The sequence below is a fragment of the Clostridium chauvoei genome (genome assembly GCF_002327185.1).
GTDB classification, from domain to species: Bacteria; Bacillota; Clostridia; order Clostridiales; family Clostridiaceae; genus Clostridium; species Clostridium chauvoei.
Genome location: NZ_CP018624.1, coordinates 2,277,711 through 2,298,193, shown reverse-complemented (window position 1 = coordinate 2,298,193; position 20,483 = coordinate 2,277,711). Strand labels below are relative to the sequence as shown.

At 28.9% G+C, this 20,483-nt stretch carries 14 protein-coding genes, 1 tRNA gene, 1 pseudogene and 1 riboswitch; of the genes and pseudogenes, 13 read left to right on the top strand and 3 right to left on the bottom strand.

The features are described from left to right. The first annotated feature begins 3 nt into the window (after positions 1–3). From BTM21_RS10715 to BTM21_RS10705, 3 genes are all read left to right on the top strand, one after another. Positions 4–79: transfer RNA gene (locus tag BTM21_RS10715), tRNA-Lys, on the top strand. A 168-nt stretch (positions 80–247) separates the two neighbouring features. Continuing rightward, a riboswitch (SAM riboswitch) is annotated at positions 248–356 on the top strand. Between the two features lie 107 nt (positions 357–463). After that, the gene (locus BTM21_RS10710) at positions 464–1,741 is read left to right on the top strand and encodes a Na+/H+ antiporter NhaC family protein (protein ID WP_021874692.1); all 1,278 of its coding nucleotides are present in this window, start codon (positions 464–466) and stop codon (positions 1,739–1,741) included. 119 nt (positions 1,742–1,860) lie between these two features. Then, entirely contained in the window at positions 1,861–3,099 is a 1,239-nt protein-coding gene (locus tag BTM21_RS10705) for an IS256 family transposase (RefSeq protein WP_079480999.1), read from the top strand. A gap of 200 nt (positions 3,100–3,299) precedes the next feature. Here the strand turns inward: BTM21_RS10705 and BTM21_RS10700 are convergent, their stop codons facing one another. The 3 genes and pseudogenes from BTM21_RS10700 to BTM21_RS10690 all read right to left on the bottom strand — a co-directional run bounded on the left by BTM21_RS10700 (position 3,300) and on the right by BTM21_RS10690 (position 7,916). Continuing rightward, positions 3,300–4,652 (bottom strand): methyl-accepting chemotaxis protein, encoded by a 1,353-nt coding sequence (locus BTM21_RS10700; RefSeq protein ID WP_021874693.1) that lies wholly within the window; start codon positions 4,650–4,652, stop codon positions 3,300–3,302. 170 nt (positions 4,653–4,822) lie between these two features. Next, positions 4,823–5,905 (bottom strand): PRK06851 family protein, encoded by a 1,083-nt coding sequence (locus tag BTM21_RS10695; protein WP_021874694.1) that lies wholly within the window; start codon positions 5,903–5,905, stop codon positions 4,823–4,825. Between the two features lie 572 nt (positions 5,906–6,477). Further along, a pseudogene (locus BTM21_RS10690) lies at positions 6,478–7,916 on the bottom strand (IS6 family transposase). A 178-nt stretch (positions 7,917–8,094) separates the two neighbouring features. Between BTM21_RS10690 and BTM21_RS10685 the strand changes: the two are divergent. The 10 genes from BTM21_RS10685 to BTM21_RS10640 all read left to right on the top strand — a co-directional run bounded on the left by BTM21_RS10685 (position 8,095) and on the right by BTM21_RS10640 (position 20,460). Next, the gene (locus tag BTM21_RS10685; RefSeq protein ID WP_021874695.1) at positions 8,095–8,934 is read left to right on the top strand and encodes an ABC transporter substrate-binding protein; all 840 of its coding nucleotides are present in this window, start codon (positions 8,095–8,097) and stop codon (positions 8,932–8,934) included. A 47-nt stretch (positions 8,935–8,981) separates the two neighbouring features. Next, entirely contained in the window at positions 8,982–9,665 is a 684-nt protein-coding gene (locus tag BTM21_RS10680; protein ID WP_021874696.1) for an amino acid ABC transporter permease, read from the top strand. Beyond that, positions 9,649–10,371, top strand: a complete 723-nt coding sequence (locus BTM21_RS10675; RefSeq protein WP_079481066.1) for an amino acid ABC transporter ATP-binding protein — start codon at positions 9,649–9,651, stop codon at positions 10,369–10,371. The genes BTM21_RS10680 and BTM21_RS10675 overlap by 17 nt, the downstream gene beginning before the upstream one ends. Before the next feature lie 183 nt (positions 10,372–10,554). Next, positions 10,555–11,391 (top strand): MurR/RpiR family transcriptional regulator, encoded by an 837-nt coding sequence (locus tag BTM21_RS10670; protein ID WP_021874698.1) that lies wholly within the window; start codon positions 10,555–10,557, stop codon positions 11,389–11,391. 195 nt (positions 11,392–11,586) lie between these two features. Next, entirely contained in the window at positions 11,587–14,115 is a 2,529-nt protein-coding gene (locus tag BTM21_RS10665; RefSeq protein WP_021874699.1) for an SEL1-like repeat protein, read from the top strand. Positions 14,116–14,557: 442 nt separating this feature from the next. Further along, positions 14,558–16,054 (top strand): glycerol kinase GlpK, encoded by a 1,497-nt coding sequence (glpK, locus tag BTM21_RS10660; RefSeq protein ID WP_021874700.1) that lies wholly within the window; start codon positions 14,558–14,560, stop codon positions 16,052–16,054. 196 nt (positions 16,055–16,250) lie between these two features. After that, positions 16,251–17,684, top strand: coding sequence for an NAD(P)/FAD-dependent oxidoreductase (locus BTM21_RS10655; protein ID WP_021874701.1), 1,434 nt, complete (start codon positions 16,251–16,253; stop codon positions 17,682–17,684). Between the two features lie 11 nt (positions 17,685–17,695). Beyond that, on the top strand, positions 17,696–18,937 hold the full coding sequence (locus BTM21_RS10650) for an NAD(P)/FAD-dependent oxidoreductase (protein ID WP_021874702.1): 1,242 nt from the start codon (positions 17,696–17,698) through the stop codon (positions 18,935–18,937). 56 nt (positions 18,938–18,993) lie between these two features. After that, positions 18,994–19,347, top strand: a complete 354-nt coding sequence (locus BTM21_RS10645) for a DUF1667 domain-containing protein (RefSeq protein WP_021874703.1) — start codon at positions 18,994–18,996, stop codon at positions 19,345–19,347. Positions 19,348–19,755: 408 nt separating this feature from the next. After that, a complete protein-coding gene (locus tag BTM21_RS10640) occupies positions 19,756–20,460 on the top strand; it encodes an MIP/aquaporin family protein (RefSeq protein WP_096145479.1) in 705 nt (234 codons plus the stop codon). The last annotated feature ends 23 nt before the right edge of the window (positions 20,461–20,483 follow it).

The window sequence follows — 20,483 nt, the reverse complement described above, 5'->3', positions numbered from 1 at the left end:
TATGCGTTATTAGCTCAGTTGGTAGAGCACCTGACTCTTAATCAGGGTGTCCCGGGTTCGAATCCCTGATGACGCACCAGAAAAGATTAGCAATTGCTAATCTTTTTTTATTTCTACTTTAAGTGTACTAAATAAAAAATAGTAATAGATATTTAATAAAAGAATATCTAAATAAATAAAGAAATAATTTTTATATTGACATCTTACTATTAAATTGATAGTATAATAAAGAAAATTTAAAATTGATATCTTATCAAGAGCGGTGGAGGGACTGGCCCTATGAAACCCAGCAACCAAAAAACATTCATTAGTTTTTATGGTGCTAAATCCTGCAGGTAAAACCTGGAAGATAAGAGGCGTAGTATATACTTTTTTAAATAAGTTATTTAAGCTTCTGATTTTGTCAGAAGCTTTTTTTTATGACGTTTTAAATTTAGATTCTATAAAATAGGAGGCGGAGAAAATGAAGAGTAAATCATCAATATTATCATTATTACCTTTAGGTGTATTTATAGCAGTATATTTAGGAATATCTATAATTGCTAAAGATTTCTATGCAGTATCTGTAATTGTACCATTTTTAGCAGCAGCATTAACTGCAATAATCATGAATAGAAAAGAAAAATTTGAAAGTAAAGTAGAAATATTTTGCAAGGGGGCGGGAAATTCTAATATATTATTAATGGTATTAATTTTTATTTTAGCAGGAGCTTTTGCTCAAACGGCTAAAGATATGGGAGCTGTTGACTCAACTGTAAATTTGGGGTTATCATTACTTCCAAGTAGTTTATTAATACCAGGGATATTTATAATAGCTTGTTTTATAGCATTATCAGTAGGAACATCTATGGGAACAATAGTAGCGTTAGTTCCAATTGCTGTAGGAATTGCAGATAGAACTGGAATTACAACTGCTTTAGCTGTAGGAGCTGTTGTAAGTGGAGCTATGTTTGGAGATAATTTATCAATAATATCAGATACAACAATAGCAGCCACAAGAACACAAGGTTGCGAAATGAAAGATAAATTTAAAATGAATTTTAGAATTGTTTTACCAGCAGCAATAATGACAGCTTTTATTCTTTGGTTTTTAACAAAAGATGCAAACATTACAAATGTAGAAACTGTTGAATATACTTTTATAAAAATCTTGCCATATATAGCTGTAATAACATCAGCTTTAGTAGGAGTTAATGTTATTCTAGTTTTATTAGGTGGTATATTAATTTCAGGAATTATAGGTTTATTTTATGGTAGTTTTGATTTATTAGGATTATTCGGATCAATATCAAATGGTATCGGTGGCATGAGCGAGTTAATTATAATTTCATTATTAATAGCTGGAACAATTGAACTTATAAGATATAATGGCGGGATAGATTTTATATTACATAAAGGTCTTAAAAACTTTAAGTCAAAAAGAGGAGCAGAGTTTGGAATTGCCACTCTAGTAAGTTTAGTAGATATATGCACTGCAAATAATACAGTTGCCATAGTAACAGTAGGACCTATTGCAAAAAACATATCAGATGAATTTGATTTAGAACCTAAGAGAGTTGCAGGTATAATGGATATGTTTTCTTGTGCATTTCAAGGAATAATTCCATATGGAGCACAATTAATATCAGCAGCTGGATTAGCTACATTATCACCTTTTGCAATAATGAAATATTTATTCTATCCATATTTAATGGGAGTATGCGCGATAATCTCAATATATTGGTATTGGAGAAATAAATAGGAGCTTCTTTTGAAGAGACAGTAGATAGTTTTGTGTAAAAATAAAACTATCTACTGTTTTTTTGTATTAACAGTTGGAAGTTTTGGAATAATATACTATATAAATTAGGAGGAATTATTATGACAAGAAAAATTGATACCAACTTTGATTACAATGAGGAAATTAAAAGATGTAAAACAATCGATGATGTAATGGGTAAAAACGGATTAATACAAAGATTAGTTAAAGATGTCCTTGAAAATATATTAGAAGGTGAAATGGAAGAACATCTAGGAAGAAATAAATATGAACGTGTAGAAGCAGTTGATCAAACTAAGAAGAACTACAGGAATGGTTATAGTCGCAAGAATTTAAGAAGTTCCTTCGGTGACGTCGACCTAGACGTACCCCGTGATAGAAATGCTGAATTTGAGCCACAAATTATAAAAAAATATGAAACTGTGTGTACTGAGTTAGATAAAAAGATTATATCTTTATATGCTAAAGGTATGTCAACATCTGATATTCAGGCTGAAATTGAAGACTTATATGGAATAACTATATCACCATCGATGGTATCTAAAATAACTGATAAAGTGCTTGCTAGCGCCGCCGAATGGCAAAATAGAGTATTAGATAAAATATATCCAATAGTTTATTTAGATGCTATGTACTTTAAAGTTAGAAGTAATGGAAAGATAGTTAACAAGGCTGTCTATATATGCTTAGGATACACTATGGAAGGATATAAAGATATTTTAGGTATATGGGTTGATGAAGCAGAAGGTGCTAAATTCTGGTTAGGAATTTGCAATGATTTAAAAAATAGAGGTGTAAAAGAAATTTTAATTGCTTGTATGGATGGATTAAAAGGTCTTCCACAAGCTATAAAAACAGTATTTCCATCAGTAAATATTCAAACATGTATTGTTCATCAAATAAGAAATTCAATAAAATACATAGCTTCAAAAGATAAAAAAGCATTTATGAAAGATTTGAAGGAGGTTTATAAGGCTACAACAGAGGAACTTGCGTTAGCACAGCTAGATAATTTAAAGGAGAGATGGGGAGATAAATATGGAATAGTAATAGATTCCTGGTATAACAATTGGAGTAACCTTTCAACATTTTTTGACTTCTCTCCAACTATAAGAAAGATGATTTATACTACAAATATCTTAGAGGGTTTTAATCGTCAAATACGTAAATTCACTAAAGTTAGAGTCATATTCCCAACTGATGAATCTTTAAATAAGTGTGTTTACTTAGCAACAATGGAGATACTAGAAAAATGGACTCAACCTATACATAATTGGGGTGCTACGCTAGCGGAGCTATCAATAATATTTGAAGATCAATTAAAAGATGAATTAGCTTAAAAGCTTGTACTTTTTATAAATTATATGCATACTATTAGATTTTTTTGAAATACTAAAAAAGGTAATAAGAAACATTATTAGTATTTCTTAAATATAAAAAAATATTACTGGAAATGAAAATTTCCAGTAATGTTAAAATAATAAAAATGATAATTACACAGAATTATCTATTCTCTCTATATATGAAATAATACTTTTTTTTAATTACTTATATGTTTTTTTAAATCATTTATTATATGTATGATTTTTGAAGAAATGCTTGTCATATTATTTAAGTGATTATAGCAACCAGTAATATTTTTTTGATTATAGCATATAACAGCATTACTAGCTTCTTTATGTAAATCTATATGTATATTCTCAAGCTTTTTAAATGAAGGCGAGTTTATGATATTAGGATCTGACTCATTATAATACCATTTACCTAAAGCACATTCTTTATAATTTGATGCATTATTCTCATTAATATTTTCTAAGCCTAAAATCATATTATATATTTTCCATCTCCAAAGAAGGTGGTCAACTATATAAGTATCTAATTTTTCAGCTAAAGTTAAATTAGTATTGTTAATTTGGTTTACTCTAATATTGTTAGAGAATTCACTAGTTTTATTAATTTTATCTGCAACATCTTTACACATATTATCTAAATTAATTTGGAACTCGGCAATTTTAGTTAATTTATCTGCCATTGTATTTGTAGTTGCACTTTGTTCTTCGGATATTGTAGCTATATTACAAAACTCCTCATCAATTTCTTTTATAGAGTCGATTATGTTATTCATATACTTTGGTATTGACTCCATTTTATTAATTCCAAAATTAAGATCTTCTATAGTACTGTTTGTACAACCTAGAGTTTCTTGAGTACTATCACTTAATTCTAAAATATTTTCAGATATTGTTTCTACAGAAGTTTTTGTGTATTCAGCTAGTTTTTTAATCTCATTTGCAACTACGCTGAAGCCTTTACCACTTTCCCCAGATCTAGCAGCTTCAATAGATGCATTAAGAGAAAGTAAAGAAGTTTGATTAGCGATTTGTTTTATTATTCTAATTATTTCGTTTATATCATTAACTTTATTTGCAACTAGATTAATATTTTCTTTTATTTGAAAAACGTTTGATGAAGAATTTATTATATTATCAATTATATTATTAATTGATTGCATACTATCTATAGCTTCATTTTTCACATCATTAGAGTGTTGGGAAACAGTTTGAATAGATGATGCTACGTTTTCTGAAGTAGATGCAAGTTCTTCGCTACTTGCTAACATAGTTTGTATTATGTCTTTTTGTTCAGCTGAATTAGCTAACATATCATCTACAGAATCGATTTCTATTATATTTTTTACTATATCATTGATACCCATAACAGCATTGTTATCGTAATATGAACTTAACAAAGTATTTAATGTATCAATTAAATTTGCATCGTAAAAATCATTATATGATAAGTATTTTCCCTCACTCATTCTTTTATTTAGAATGTTATTTAAATTATGATTAGATTCTGATTTCTCTAAGTTATTTTTCTTTTTGAAAATCATTTTCAATCATCTCCTTTGTTGAATAGATTTGAAATACTTATATATAATATAATTAAATTAAAAAAAATACAATAAAAATGAGAAAGATTTAAAAAAATTCTAAGAAATTAAACTATTTTTGAAAATATTTAATGAGCTTATTTAAAAATAAGCTCATTAAATATAACTAACTATTCATATTTATTTATTTTAGCAATTACATCATCATAAATTTTATTACCGATATCAAAGTTTATAGAGTCGATATAAAATGATTCTAAATCATCATGAAGTTCATGAGCTTCAGTTAAATAAGATAGACCTTTTGTTATTAAATCATAGAAAACTTTACTATCATATTCTATATCATCTTTATTTTTATTTAAGATATCAGCTTTGCAGAAATCTTCAATATTATATACCTTGCCAGAAAAAGCAGTTTGACTTATTTCATTTTCTGTAAGAATACAAGTTGATAGTTCTGGTATAAATATATGCTCTATTCTATCTGGAATAAATGGATCGTGTAAATATTCTACAAAGTATCCTTTCTTTTGAGCTGTCTTACCGATTTCTTTTAAAATATGACTCTTACCAAATCCAGGACCGCCTTTTAAAACGAATTTATTTTTAAATTCAGAAGATAAATCTTTTACAAAAGTAATTATTCCACTAGGAGTAAAGGAAGTTCCGAATAAATGTCTTTCATTACCATAACCAGTTTTTTGTGCTATAAATATTTCTTCTTTTAAACTTTCAGTTATTGTATCTATTTTATAGGTATCAATAGCTTCGGCATTTAACTTACACCAATCTTCGTGTATTGATTTTGCAGCTGCAAAAAAGCTATATGCTCTTTTAAATTTATTACTAATTACTTTACTAAGAGATATAATTTCTTTTTTATTTTTAGAAACGGATTCTACATCCATAGAATCACCCATATTTAAAACTTCATCGATGGCTATAGGATAAACTGGATCTACTATATGAGGTGCAGTACCATCCATTAATGCTACTTTTAATTCTTTAACAACTACAGCATCTAAAGATTTATCATCTGAAGAACAATGATGATATTCAACGGTATAGCCCTTTGCTTGATAGTGAGCGCCTATTTTTTTCATTAAATGAGATTTACCAGTTCCAGGACCACCTTTTATACAAAAAATTCTATTTGCTTCTTCTTTAGAAATTATATAGTCAAAAAATGAAAAAAAGCCTCCAGAAGTATTAGCTCCAGGGAAAAGATGTCTTTCTTTTAAGTTAGTCAATATTACCACTCCTACTACGTTTTGTTTTCAATAAATATTATATTTAAAAATTTTCAAAAAGTGCCTATGCATAAAGATAAAAGCATAAAAAATAAATATGCAGAAATATTGTATAAAAATTAAATGGAATTAATATATAAATATACATTTTAAATGAATATTAATTAGATTAAAAATTCTCAATATTATCATGAAAAACTTAATAAAAACATTAATTAAAAGATAGATTAGTATATATTGTTAAATAAATTAAGGCGTTTATAGAAGGAAAACTCTAAAGGAATACTAATGAGATGAATAAAAATTAAAAAAATACAAAAATATTTCAAAAAAGTATTGCATAAATATAAAGATATGATGTATAATTATGCTATGTTAAAGGAAGGAAATGAAAAATATAGATATTTTATTAGATAGTGTAAAGTTTCGTATGAAAAAATAGCTTATGGCTAATTTGGAATAATAGTTAAAAATATCTTTATAATATCTAAGAAAATTTTAAAATTGAATATGCTAAAAAGACCTTCGGTAACGGAGGCAAAAACTTAATCAATATTTGATTTTATGATTTATCAAGAAGTTTGTGATTCTTGCATATGTAATATGGTTTGTTGACCGAGACTGATAAGAATTTGCCACTTTGCAGACATATTGTCAATACCATCTAGTTGCTTTAATTCGTTTAAAGGACGCCAGTAATTGTAAGGATGCGGGCGTAAGAAGTTGTAATAAGCAACCCAAAGGGAGAAGCCATAAAGAGCACCTTCATCACTTCCATAACCACAGGTACCCCTGTAGGAAGATTTAAAGGTACGGTTTAAACGCTCTACAACTTGCTTAACCCAACGAAATTCTTCAGATACTGGATCATCGTTAGTAAGTCCGATAACTTGAGTTAGATTAAATTCTTTATTTTTTCTAATTCAAATTGTTGCTTCGCTAACGGATATGAACTGTAACCATCGGCAACGAAGTTTAAAGCTTTTCCAGGGAAGTCTTTAAACTTATCAAAAGCCATACGCATTGCTAGTATACAAGGGCCAGTATCTCTTGTATCAGATACTTGATAACCTAGAATAGACCTTTTACAAGCATCCATTACAATCCAGACATAATGCTTAATGCCTTTTACTTTTATATAAGTTTCATCGGCAGAAAGTATTTTAGAGGGTTTGTAATCAAAGGTATCAACAAACGGCTTAATAACAGCAGCTGCTGTTAGAGCATAATTAGCAACAGTTCTATGTGAAATTTTTATTCCATGAACTTCTTTTAAAACATGAGCTGTTTGTCTTGTAGACATTTTACAATTAACGTGATAAGTCAAGCATAGTCCCATTATATGCGGGCTAAACTTCTTAAAACTAAATCCGGTAGCATGTTTTGATATTGGATATAGATCCATTTTAAAGAAGTTAATATTAAATTCACGATATATGTAATGAAGCTTATACTTGTATTTATCACAAGGATCAATATTCTTTGGAAGATTCTTAAGATTTCTTTGATAGTATAAGCATTTAGAATTATTGCATTTATGTATTTTAAAGTGCTTGCGTTGCTTTTGTTCCGTAAGCGTAGCACCGCAATAAGGACATATAAATACTATTGGTTTAGTTGTGTGATTAGTTTCTTTAAATGTAAGACCACAAACTTTACATTGAAACTGTCCTTTACTGCCATTGTTATCGTATATATATTCATGTGGTGCACCACACTTAGGACATTTAGTTTTTTTAGGGATAGACTTCCCGTTCCGTCTTTGGACGGGTTTTACGGTCTTGTTATATTTATGTTTGTAATAAGCTAAAAGTAATATATAGTCTACCTTTTCAAATCTAATAATTGTGGGTAGCTTATCTACTTTGAATTTTTGGTATTCTGGACTATTAGAATCATCAAATATCATCTGGTTAAGTGGAATATGTTTTGAGATGAATAAAAGTAATTGACCGATAATGGCAATTAAATATTGATTATAAGTAATTAAATAAGTTATAATTGAATCCATAATAACGACATCCTTTCATGTGTGATTTTGTTTGGTTAGAGATTCAATTTTAACATGAAATTAGGGGGTCGTTATTTTTTTATACAAAAAAACTGGCGAAACCTTGATATATAAAGATTTAAAAAGAAAAGTAGTGTAAAAAACTTTACACTAACTTTTATTAGAGGAGGATATTTAAATGAAAAAGAGTATATTAAAAAAATTATTAGGGGTTGCAATGGTTAGCGTTATGGCTATAGCAATGATAGGATGTGGAAGTAAAGCTGATGGAGCTAATTCAGAAAAGGACAAGCTTGATATTATACAAGAAAAAGGAAATCTTGTAGTTGGATTAAGTGCAGATTATGCACCTTATGAATTTCATGCAATGATAGATGGAAAAGATACTGTAGTTGGTTTTGATGTTGATTTAGCTAAAGAAATAGCAAAGGATCTTGGTGTTAAATTAGAGATAAAAGAAATGGAGTTTGATTCTTTAGTTACAGCACTTCCAGCAGATAAGATAGATATGGTTATATCAGGTATGAATCCAGATGAAGAAAGAAAAAAGGTTATAGATTTTTCAGACATATATTATACATCACATCATGGAGTAATAGTAAGAAATGAAGATAAGGACAAGTATAAAACAATAGAAGATTTACAAGGAAAGAAGGTTGGAGCTCAATTAGGATCAACTCAAGCTCAAATAGCACAAGAAAAAATAAAAGAGGTTGACCTTAAACAACTTTCAAATGTTAATAATTTAATATTAGAGCTTAAGACAGGTAAAGTTGATGCTTTAATTGTTGAAGTTCCAGTTGCAGAAATGGCTATAAAAGCAAATTCAGAATTAGTTCTTGCTGATGTTAAGTTTGAAGAAGAAAGTGGCGGAAATGCTGTTGGAATTAAGAAGGGATCACCAAAATTAATTGAATCAGTAAATAAGACAATAAAGAGACTTACAGATAGTGGAGAATTAGATAAATTAATTATTGATGCAAATAATTTAGCAGCAGAACAAGCTGAAAATAATTAGATAATAAGGTAATATTAAAATTTCTAACTTAAAAGGAGGTTACAACATTGAATTTAGACTTTAGTTTTGTACCTAGATACTTTTCTGTATTTATAGATGGTGCGAAGATAACATTAATAATATCACTTATAACAGTTCTATTTGGAGCATTATTTGGATCACTTTTATTCTTTATGAAAAGTTCAAATATTCATATTGGAAAGATAAAACCCTTAAAGATAATAGCATCTATTTATATAGAAGTAGTTAGGGGAACTCCTATGCTGTTACAAATTCTTATGGTTTATGCAGGATCTAAAATGCTATTTAATATTAATTTAAGTGCATTTACAGCAGCAATAATTGCAATTTCATTAAATTCAGCTGCCTATGTTTCTGAAATTGTAAGAGCTGGGATTGAAGCTGTAGATAAGGGGCAGTTAGAAGCTGCAAGAAGTTTAGGTATGACACAAGCTATGGCTATGAGATTAGTTGTTATTCCTCAAGCAGTTAGAAATATTTTACCTGCAATAGGTAATGAGTTCGTTACAATTATTAAAGAATCTTCCATGGCATCTGTTATTGGAGTTGGAGAGCTTATGTTCTCAGCTAAAGTTGTAACAGGAGCTACTTATTTAGGTTTCGAACCACTTATAATAGCAGCAACATTTTATTTTATTTTAACATTCTCACTAGGAAGACTAATGAGCTACATTGAAAGGAGGTTGAAGGTTAGTGATTCACGTCAATAATTTATATAAAAGTTTTGGGAAAAATGAAGTTTTAAAAGGGGTAAATGAGAATATTAAAAAGGGGGAAGTTGTCGTTGTAATTGGACCTTCAGGCTCTGGTAAAAGTACATTTTTAAGATGTTTAAATTTATTAGAAAATCCTACAGATGGAGAAATAATCTTTGAAGGAAATAGTATTACAGATAAAAAAACAGATATAAATAAAATAAGAGAAAAAATGGGGATGGTTTTTCAACAGTTTAATCTTTTTCCTCATAAGACAGTATTAGAAAATTTGACTATGGCACCTTTAAAGGTTAAAGGTTTTTCAAAAAGTGAAGCAGAGAAAAAAGCATATGATCTTTTAAATAGAGTAGGTTTAGCAGAAAAGGATACAGCTTATCCAGCATCATTATCAGGTGGGCAAAAGCAAAGAATAGCAATAGCTAGAGCTTTAGCAATGGAACCAGATGTTATGTTATTTGATGAACCAACTTCAGCATTAGATCCAGAAATGGTTGGGGAAGTTTTAAATGTAATGAAGGGACTAGCTAAAGAGGGAATGACAATGGTGGTTGTAACTCATGAAATGGGATTTGCTAAAGAAGTTGGAGATAGAATCTTGTTTATGGATGGTGGAAATATAGTTGAACAAGGAACTCCAGAGGAGATATTTAACAATCCTAAAAATCCAAGAACTATAGATTTTTTATCTAAAGTATTATAAAAATAAATTTATAATGTTTGAAAGCTATGAATTTTGGGGCAATTCATAGCTTTTATTATTAGTAGCTATTGTTTTGGTTTTATTTATTATGTTAAAATAAAATTAAAATTTTAATAATATATGGATATTAAAATTTACAAATTAGAAAAATAGAAATATTTTACATGGAAAAAGGGGAATAATATGAGCTGTATATTTAAAATTAAAGAAGGATTTAATAGTTTTACAAACACAGAAAAAAAGTTAGCTAAATATATATTAAACAATAGTAAAAAAGTAGTAACTTTATCAGCTCAAGACTTAGCCAAAAATGCAGATATATCGCCAGCTGCAGTTGTTAGGTTTTCAAAAAGTCTAGGATACAAAGGATTTACAGCATTAAAGGTAGACCTAGCTAGAGATAGAGGAGAAAATGAGAAAGAAATTGATATTACTATAGCACCTGATGAATCAACAGAAACTATAGTAAAAAAGATAGGTAAATCCAATACTAATACAATAAAAGAAACTTTAAATTTAATAAATCTAGAGAATATAAATAATGCTATAGATGCATTATGTAAAGCAAAAAAAATTTATTTATTTGGTATAGGAGTGTCAGGCTTAGTTGCTGTAGACTTTCAATATAAACTTTTAAGAATAAATAAGCAAGTTGTTTATCAAAATGACCCACATATTCAATTGGTATCAGCAGTACATATAGGACCAGAAGATGTAGCGATAGGAATAAGCTATAGTGGAGAATCTAAGGAAGTTAATTTAGGTATAAAAAAAGCTAAAGAAAATGGGGCAAAAACTATTGTAATAACAAAATATAATAAAAATAGTTTATCTAAAATAGGAGATATTGTCTTATATTTACCAAATGAAGAAAAGGAATTAAGATTAGGTGCTATATCATCTAAAATAGCCTCCCTAACGTTAACTGATATATTATTCTTAGGAGTTGCAAGAGAAGACTTCTACAAAATAGAAGAATATCTTATAGATACACGAGAAATAATTCAACAATTAAAATAAATTTTATTAAACTAGAAAAGACTATTACTAAATTATAAGAGGTAATAGTTTTTTTTATAAACGCATATGAAGTACATTTTAAAAATATCAAAATATAATTAGAGTCAGTAAGTTATAGTTTCTATTCTATTAATAATATTAGATTTTTAATAATACAATAGTAGTAATCTTAGAAATCCGATTAGTGGGGGAAGAATGAGCTACAGATTAAACTATGACTTTTTAAAACTAGAATTCAAAGAGTTATATACAAAAGTTCAAGAAATTGAAAGAGAAGAAGATTTAGAAAAAAAATATAAAAATGTATTAACCTTACTACAAGATATTATAACTATAATCTGTATTAAAAATAATCTATTTTACCATAGGGACACTTATATATTAGAGAATATTAAAGTTTTAGGAAGTAAGGGAACAATCCCTTATGAAGTTATGTATATTTTATCGGAGTTTGTAGAAGATATAAATTCAAATATAGAAAATTTAAATATTAGATTTTCGACTTTGTATGAAATATTAGTATGGCTCTCTATAAATTATGGAGAAGAAAATTATTCATTATTTTATGATAAGTTAAATGATGATGAAAAGAAGATTTTTAATAAATACTTAAACGAGGATTTTAAAACTAATAAAATTAGTGAAGTTCTTAGAAAATCAGATAGTATAGAGTTTGAGATTGAAGAAGAGGGTAGTTATCTTGATAATATTGAAGACTTTGATTTAGATTTAGATGATTTAGATGAGATAAAGGAGTTTTCTGAATTAGAAGAGTATGATGAACCAGGAAGTGAATATTTAATGGAAGGAGAAATCCATTATTTAGGCAAAGGGGTAGAAAAAAACTATTTTAAGGCAAGAGAATTTTTTGAAAAGGCTGCCGAAGAAGGTAATGAAGATGCACAAGCATATTTAGCTTTATTTTATGAAAAAGGATTAGGTGGAGAAAAAAATATAGATAAAGCGCTTTATTGGTATAAAAAATCTGCTTTAAGAGGAAGCTCCTTTTCTCAATATTCGTTAGGATATATATACTTTTCAGGTGAAAATGTTGAGAGAAATTTAGAGTATGCTTTTCAGTGGTATAAAAATGCTGCTGAAAATGGATTTGCACCAGCACAATATGCTTTATCTTACTTATACAAAAATGGAGAAGGTTGTGAAAAAAATATATTTAAGGCATATTATTGGTTAGAAGAATCAGCAGAAAATGATTTTGAAGATTCATACTATGTGTTGGGACAATCTTATTTAGAAGGAAACTACGTTGAAACAGATTATAGAAAGGCATTTTTCTACTTATCAAAAGGTGCTAATAAGGGGGATAAAAACTGTATAGAAAGTTTAGGAGATATGTACTATTGGGGTTTTGAAGTAGAAATAGATAAGGAAAAAGCCTTTGAATTATACAATAAAAGTATAGAACTTGGAAATGAAAATCTTTATTATAAAGTTGGGAAATTAATTGAAGAAGAGGGAAATCTAAAAAAATCCATGGAGTACTTTGTAAAAGGACATAATGCTGGTGATTTAAGGGCTACCCAAAAACTCGGGATAATTTACTATAATGGTGATGGAGTAAAAAAAGATGTAGATAAAGCAATAGAATATATGAATATTGCAGCTAGTAGTGGAGAAGATCATGCTCTTTATGTTATGGGAATTGCTAATTTAGATAGAGACAGAGAGCTTGGAATTGATTATTTAAAAAATGCTTACAAGAAAGGTTCAGCCATTGCAGCAGAAGCCTTAGCTAGTGAATATTTAATTGATGTTTTTAATGAGAAAGAAGTTAATGAAGATGAACTTTTAAGCTATATATATTCAGCAATGGAAAATGATATAGAAGAAGCTTTTTACTATTATGGATTAGTTTATAATTATGGAATCGGTGTTAAAAAGAGTAATGAAGAAGCTTTTAAGTATTTTAAAATAGCTGCAGAAAAAGGCTGTCAAAAGGCTATGATAAAGTTAGGAAACTGGTATAAACATGGACTATATGTTAATCCAAATGCAAAAGAAGCTATTAAGTGGTATAAGAAAGCAGCGGAAGAATATAATACAGAAGCAATTTTAAATATAATAGAAATCTACGAAAGAGGTATAGGAATAAAACGTGATTTTAAAAAGGCTTTTGAGGGAGCAAAACTTTTAAGAGAAGCAAATGTGGTGGAAGGAAATTTAAAACTTGCTTATTATTATATGGTAGGAATAGGTACGGATATAAATTTAGAAAAGGCAACATTATATATACAAGACACCATGGAATTAGATGAACGAAAAACTATGAATTTTTTAGGAGAAATAGCAGAAAAACACATGCTTGGCTTTTCTGATGATGATGCAATAGAATTTTATTTAAAATCTGTAGAATTAGGATATATAAAGGCTTATGCCAATTTAGAATATATTTTATATAAAAATAACAAGGATATAAATACTTATTCACAGTATTTTAAAGCAATAAGAAATAAAAGAAATAATATAGAACAGGGGAAAAGTATATATGTAAAAGGAAAGAAACTTGTAGAAAAAGGGGAATTAGAAAAAGATAATTCTATTATAGAAAAAGGAATACGAGAAATAGAAAAAAGTATAGCTCTTGGTTTTTATCCAGCTATAGTAGATGTTTTTAATTATTATGAGACACTAGAAAAAAACTCTGATAATTTAATAAATTTATATAAAACCAAAGAAAAATTAATATATTATAATTTAATTTAGAAAAATCCTGTAACAAAAGTTTTTATAATTTTGTTACAGGATTTTTATACATATAAATAGTTAATTAAATAACAAAGTATAAGGATAAAAATTAGGAATTTATTAGGGTAAACTTAACATAATGCTCAAAAAATGTTAAAAAAATATCTTAATTGACAGATGTATCCATAAATGTAATAATAAATTCAAGTAGCTAGTTAAATGTTTTCATTAGCTATTACTAATAAAATTAAAGTTTTACTCATAAATATAAAAGGCCAGTAATTATATAAATCATAAAGGGTTTTATAGTTATGATTATAATTAAAAATTTTTCTACAACAGAAGAGAAATATAGGGGAGATATAAATATTAATTAATCGATAGCGACTTTAAGATTAATAAATTAATATCTAGATATTTCAAATATTGACTTTTAATAATTACGAGGAGTGTATGTAGAATGAAAAAGTATATTGTAGCCTTAGATCAAGGAACAACAAGTTCAAGAGCGATTATATTTGATAATGAGCAAAATATATTAGGAGTAAGCCAAAAAGAAATAACTCAAATTTATCCTAAAGAAGGTTGGGTAGAACATAATCCAATGGAAATTTGGGCAAGCCAATATGGAGTTCTTCAAGAAGTAATGGCAAAAACTAATATAAGTCAAGAAGAGATTGCAGCTATTGGTATTACAAATCAAAGAGAAACAACAATTGTTTGGGACAAGAATACTGGAGAGCCTGTATATAATGCAATTGTTTGGCAATGTAGAAGAACAGCAGGAATTTGTGATAAGTTAAAAGAACAAGAAGGATTAAGTGAATATGTAAAAGAGGCTACAGGTCTTATAATAGATGCTTATTTTTCAGGAACTAAAATTAAATGGATTTTAGATAATGTTGAAGGTGCAAGAGAAAAAGCAGAAAGAGGAGAACTTCTTTTTGGTACAGTAGATACATGGCTTGTTTGGAAGCTTACTGGGGGAAAAGTTCATATAACTGATTACACAAATGCTTCAAGAACAATGCTTTACAATATAAATGAATTAAAATGGGATGAAAAAATATTAGAAACTTTAGGAATTCCAAAGTCAATGTTACCAGAGGTTAGAAATTGTTCAGAAGTTTATGGATACACTAACCTTGGAGGTAAAGGTGGATACAGAGTACCTATAGCTGGTATTGCTGGAGACCAACAAGCAGCATTATTTGGTCAAGCTTGTTTTGAAAAAGGATCAGCTAAAAATACCTATGGAACAGGTTGTTTCTTACTTATGAATACAGGAGAAGAAAAGGTTACTAGTAAAAATGGATTATTAACAACAATAGCAATTGGTATTGATGGAAAGGTTCAATATGCTTTAGAAGGTTCAGTATTTGTTGGTGGAGCAGTAGTTCAATGGATTAGAGATGAACTAAAACTTGTAACTGATGCACAAGATACTGAATACTTTGCAAATAAAGTTGAAAATAATGGTGGAGTATATATAGTTCCAGCTTTTGTTGGACTAGGGGCACCACATTGGGATATGTATGCTAGAGGAGCTATTTTTGGATTAACTAGAGGATCTAATAGAAATCATATAATTAGAGCTGCACTTGAAGCTATTGCATATCAATCAAAAGATGTATTACATGCAATGGAAGAAGATGCAGGATATAAAATTGAAAGCTTAAAGGTTGATGGAGGAGCAAGTAAGAATGCTTTCTTAATGCAATTCCAATCAGATATTATAAATACAGAAGTTACAAGACCAATAATTACAGAAACAACTGCACTTGGAGCAGCGTATTTAGCTGGACTAGCTGTTGGATATTGGAAAGATAAAGAACAAATTTCTAAATCTTGGTATGTAAGCCAAAGCTTCAAACCAAGTATTGAAGAAGAAGAAAGAAAGAAGCTTTATGCAGGCTGGAAGAAAGCAGTTTCTAGAGTTAAGGATTGGGAAAGATAATAAACAATTGAAATCTATTTACAAAAATAAAAATTTATGGTAAAATATAAAATATAATTAAATATAAAGTGTTAAGAGAATTAGAGTCAAGCACGAAAATTAGGGATTTAAGTATCTTTAGTTTCTACTTGACTTTTTTAATATGCAAAAGTCGCTATCGCTTAAATTAATGATAAAAATTCTAGGAGGTTTTAGTATGTATGATGTTGCAATAATAGGAGCAGGTGTAATAGGAGCTTCAATTTTTAGAGAGCTTACTAAATATAATTTAAAAGTGGTTGTGTTGGAAAAAGAAAATGATGTTTCAATGGGAACTTCAAAGGCAAACTCAGCAATAGTCCATGCTGGATATGATCCAAAAATTGGAACGTTAATGGCAAAGTATAATGTAAAAGGAAATGAGATGTTTGAAGGTCTTTGCAAAGAATTAGATGTGCCATTTAAAAGAAATGGGTCATTAGTAGTAGCTTTTTCAGAAGAGGAAATGAAAACTATTCATGAACTTTATGAAAATGGGAATAAAATTGGTGTTAAGGGCTTGAAGGTTTTAAATAAAGAAGAACTTTTAAAGAAAGAACCTAATCTTAGTGAGGAAGCAGTAGGAGCTTTATATGCACCAACAGGAGGAATTGTTGGACCTTTTGAATATACAATAGCTCTTATGGAAAATGCAGTTTCAAATGGTGGAGAGTTAATGTTAAGAGCAGAAGTTAATAAAATAGAAAAATCAAAGGATATATTTAAGATAAATACTAAGAATGGAAGAACTATTGAAGCTAAATATGTTATTAATGCTGCTGGAATTCATGCTGATGATATTCATAATTTAATTTGTAAAGAAACTTTCAATATAGTTCCAAGAAAAGGTGAATACTTTGTAATGGATAAAACACAAGGCTCATTAGTAAACAGTACAATATTCCAATGCCCATCAAAACTTGGTAAAGGTATATTAGTTACACCAACAGTTCATGGTAACCTTTTAGTAGGACCAGATGCTCAAGATATTGATGACAAAGAAGATACTAAAACTGAAGGAGAGAGATTAGATTATATTAGAGAAACAGCTGTGAAGACCACTACTAAGATAAACTTTAGAGAATCCATTAGAAATTTTGCAGGTCTTAGAGCAACACCAAGTACAGGAGATTTTATAATTCAAGAATCAGATGATGTTAAAAACTTTATAGATGTTGCAGGAATTAAATCACCAGGACTTTCATCAGCACCAGCTATTGCAGAAGGAGTTGTTGAAATATTAGAAGGTTGTGGTTTAAGTCTTACAAAGAATGAAAAGTTCAATCCAATAAGAAAAGAAATAAGATTTATGGAATTATCAGCAGAAGAAAAAGCTGAAGTTATAAAAAAAGATCCAAGATACGGAAAAATAGTTTGTAGATGTGAAAGTATAACAGAAGGTGAAATAGTTTCAGCCATAAATAGATGCTTTGGAGAAAATATGACATTAGATGGTGTTAAGAGAAGATGTAGACCAGGAATGGGAAGATGCCAAGGTGGATTCTGTGGACCAAAGGTACAAGAAATTATAGCAAGAGAATTAAAAATTAGAATGGAAGATATAAACCTTGAAAAAGACGGTTCATATATATTAGTAGGAAAAACAAAGTAGGAGGGATAGCTATGTACGATTTAATAGTAGTTGGAGGAGGCCCTGCAGGACTTGCAGCAGCTTATGAAGCTTATAATGAAGGAATAAAAAATATTTTAATTATAGAAAGAGATAATGAACTAGGTGGTATATTAAATCAATGTATTCATAATGGTTTTGGACTTCATACTTTTAAGGAAGAGTTGACAGGCCCTGAATACGCTCAAAGATTTATTGATATGCTTAAAGATACTAACGTTAAGGTTATGCTTAATACAATGGTATTAGATATAGATAAAGATAAAAATGTACATGCTATCAATCCTAAAGATGGATATGTTGTTTTACAAGGAAAAGCTATTATTCTTTCAATGGGATGTAGAGAAAGAACTAGAGGTGCTATAAATATTCCAGGAGATAGACCATCAGGAGTATTTACAGCAGGAGCAGCTCAAAGATATATAAATATGGAAGGATATATGCCAGGTAAGAAGGTTCTTATTTTAGGATCAGGAGATATAGGACTAATAATGGCAAGAAGAATGACTCTTGAAGGAGCTAAAGTTGAAGGTGTTGTTGAACTTATGCCATATTCCAATGGATTAAATAGAAATATAGTTCAATGTCTTCAAGACTATGATATTCCACTATATCTTTCACATACAGTAATAGATATAGTTGGTAAAGAAAGATTACAAAAAGTAGTAATAGCTCAAGTAGATGAAAAGAGAAGACCAATAAAAGGAACTGAAAAGGAATTTGAAGTAGATACATTACTTCTTTCAGTAGGGTTAATTCCAGAAAATGAGTTATCAAGTAAAGCTGGAATAGAAAAAGATATGAGAACAAATGGACTTATTGTTTCAGAAAGTATGGAAACATCAATAGATGGAATCTTTGCTTGTGGTAATGTTGTTCATGTTCATGACTTAGTTGATTTTGTTACTCAAGAATCAAAACATGCTGGAAAATCAGCAGCTAAATATATTAAAGATGAACTTAAAAAGGGTGAAGCCATTAAAATAATTAATGGACAAAATATAAATTACACTGTTCCTCAAAAAGTTACAGTTGAAGCAATAGATGGTAACATGACAGTATTTATGAGGGTAAATAATATCTATCACAACAAGGTTTTAGTTGTTAGAGAAGGAGATAAAGAAATAGCTTCATTTAAGAGAGCACATCTTGCTCCATCAGAAATGGAAAAGATAATTTTACCTAGAAAGCTATTAGAAGGAATTAAGGGAGATTTAACAATTTCTTTAGAATAGTAAAAAATAAAGTTGTAGATTATTAGAAATATAGATTGTAGGACGGTGAAGAATAAATGATTAAAGAATTAATTTGTATAAGTTGTCCAATGGGATGTCACTTAAAAGTAGATACAGAGAAGAAAACAGTAGAAGGAAATACTTGTAAAAGGGGAGAAATATATGGATTAAATGAAGTAACAAATCCTGTAAGAGTTGTAACTTCAACAGTAAAGGTAGAAGGTGGAGAACTTCCAGTTATGCCTGTAAAGACAAATGGAGCAATTCCTAAAAATTTAAATTTTGAATGTATGAAGGTTATAAACTCAGTTATAGTAAAAGCTCCAGTTAAAATGGGGGATATAATAATTGAGAATGTACTAGGAACAGGTATTAATGTTGTAGCTAGTAGAAACATTTTAGCTAAATAAAGTTAGGATGGATAAAAGACCTAGATATGCATATTTAGGTCTTTTATATTGATTAAATAAATTAAGTAAGGAATATAAATATAATCTATTGTAAAGATATATGAAGAATTTCAAATTTTCAATTTAATAGGCTGTTTATTATAATTTTATTAAAAATTAATCTTTAAAATAGGTTAACATAACAGAAAAATATAGGGATAATTGACAGAAAAGTATTAATATGGTATGATTAAATCAGACCTTTGGAAATGATTACATTTATAAAATAACAGAAGACAGATTTGTGCGATGGAGTTTTAGAGTTGAGCATAAAGAGAATTAAGTTCTTTTTTTTGTTCAGCTTTTTCTTTAACTTTTTTTGCAAGACATTGTAAAAATAAGATGGGATTAAATCCGAGGAGGTATTTTATAATGACTTTTCTAGCTGAATTAATTGGAACGATGATTCTTGTTTACTTAGGAGATGCTGTTGTAGCTAATGTTGTTTTAAAAAAGACAAAAGGTTGTGGCAGTGGATGGATAGTAATAACAACAGGATGGGCTTTTGCAGTTGCTATACCAGCACTTATTTTTGGAGCTACAAGTGGAGCTCATTTCAACCCCGCATTAACAATTGCATTAGCAGCTATTGGTAAGTTCGCATGGAGTGAAGTACCAATGTATGTATTAGCTCAAATGCTTGGTGGATTCATTGGAGCAATATTAGTATTTATTCAATATTATAATCATTTTGAAGAAACAGATGATAAGGATGGAAAGCTAGGAGTATTCTGTACAGGACCTGCAATAAGAAATGGTAAATTTAATTTTATTAGTGAATTTATTGCAACTGCACTTTTAGTATTTGGTATTTTAGGGTTAGGACAAGTTGACATGGCAAATGGATTAAACACTATTGCAGTAGGTTTATTAATTTGGGCATTAGGCTTAAGCTCAGGGGGAACTACAGGATATGCTATGAACCCAGCTAGAGACTTAGCACCAAGAATTGCACATGCTATCTTACCAGTACCAGGAAAGAGAGATTCAGATTGGAAGTATGCATGGATTCCTGTTGTAGCTCCAATAGTTGGGGGACTTGTTGGAGCATTAGCATTCACATGGGTATTTTAATTATTAAATAACACTTATTTTAC

Excerpts from the sequence above, each read along its gene's own strand:
- BTM21_RS10655 (WP_021874701.1), top strand. The coding sequence starts at position 16,251 with ATGTATGATGTTGCAATAATAGGAGCAGGTGTAATAGGAGCTTCAATT.
- glpK (WP_021874700.1), top strand. The coding sequence starts at position 14,558 with ATGAAAAAGTATATTGTAGCCTTAGATCAAGGAACAACAAGTTCAAGA.
- BTM21_RS10645 (WP_021874703.1), top strand. The coding sequence starts at position 18,994 with ATGATTAAAGAATTAATTTGTATAAGTTGTCCAATGGGATGTCACTTA.
- BTM21_RS10700 (WP_021874693.1), bottom strand. The coding sequence starts at position 4,652 with ATGATTTTCAAAAAGAAAAATAACTTAGAGAAATCAGAATCTAATCAT.
- BTM21_RS10670 (WP_021874698.1), top strand. The coding sequence starts at position 10,555 with ATGAGCTGTATATTTAAAATTAAAGAAGGATTTAATAGTTTTACAAAC.
- BTM21_RS10710 (WP_021874692.1), top strand. The coding sequence starts at position 464 with ATGAAGAGTAAATCATCAATATTATCATTATTACCTTTAGGTGTATTT.
- BTM21_RS10705 (WP_079480999.1), top strand. The coding sequence starts at position 1,861 with ATGACAAGAAAAATTGATACCAACTTTGATTACAATGAGGAAATTAAA.
- BTM21_RS10685 (WP_021874695.1), top strand. The coding sequence starts at position 8,095 with ATGAAAAAGAGTATATTAAAAAAATTATTAGGGGTTGCAATGGTTAGC.
- BTM21_RS10665 (WP_021874699.1), top strand. The coding sequence starts at position 11,587 with ATGAGCTACAGATTAAACTATGACTTTTTAAAACTAGAATTCAAAGAG.
- BTM21_RS10650 (WP_021874702.1), top strand. The coding sequence starts at position 17,696 with ATGTACGATTTAATAGTAGTTGGAGGAGGCCCTGCAGGACTTGCAGCA.